Here is an 864-nt window from a genome sequence, read left to right on the forward strand (position 1 = left end):
CAGATCGAGGTGGTTGGTCGGTTCGTCAAGCAGCAGGAGGTTCGGGCGCTGCCAGACGATCAGCGCCAGCACCAGACGGGCTTTTTCACCGCCGGAGAAGCGCTCGGTGATCTCGGTGACTTTGTCGCCCTGAAAACCGAAGCCGCCGAGGTAGTCGCGTAGTTGCTGTTCCGTTTCCCGCTCTGCCAGACGCACCAGATGCTGCAAAGGCGATTCATCCGCACGTAGAAACTCTAACTGGTGCTGGGCGAAATAACCGAGTTTCACGCCTTTCGCCAACCCAATTTCCCCTTTCAGTGGGGCGAGCGTGCCAGCAAGCAGCTTGATTAGCGTGGATTTGCCTGCGCCGTTATGACCGAGCAGCCCGATGCGGGAACCTGGCACTAAATTGAGTTTGATGGATTCCAGAATCAGCTTGTCGTTGTAGCCTGCGCTGACCTTTTCCATCTTCATCAGTGGATTGGGCAACGATTCCGGAGCGCGAAAGCTGAAGCGGAAAGGGTTGTCGACATGCGCCGGCGCAATCATCTCCATGCGTTCCAGCATTTTTATCCGGCTTTGCGCCTGCTTTGCTTTGGTCGCCTGTGCGCGGAAGCGATCGATATAGTGTTGCAGATGCGCGACGCGCTCCTGCTGATGCTCATAGAGCGATTGCTGCTGTGCGAGACGAGTGGCGCGCTGGCGTTCAAACGAGGAGTAGTTACCGGTGTACTCGTTGAGCGACTGCTGTTCGATGTGCAGAATCTTGGTCACCACCGGATCGAGGAAATCGCGGTCGTGCGAGATCAGGACCAGCGTGCCAGCGTAGTTTTTCAGCCACTTTTCCAGCCAGATAACGGCATCCAGATCGAGGTGGTTGGTCGG

The 864-nt window shown here is 56.8% G+C and carries 1 protein-coding gene; it reads right to left on the bottom strand.

Going from position 1 to position 864, the window contains the following annotated elements; translation table 11 throughout:
- On the bottom strand, positions 1-864 hold an 864-nt coding region (locus H0248_RS21240; protein WP_180787390.1), incomplete at both ends, for an ATP-binding cassette domain-containing protein.

Source organism: Pectobacterium brasiliense, assembly GCF_013449685.1.
GTDB lineage: Bacteria > Pseudomonadota > Gammaproteobacteria > Enterobacterales > Enterobacteriaceae > Pectobacterium > Pectobacterium brasiliense_A.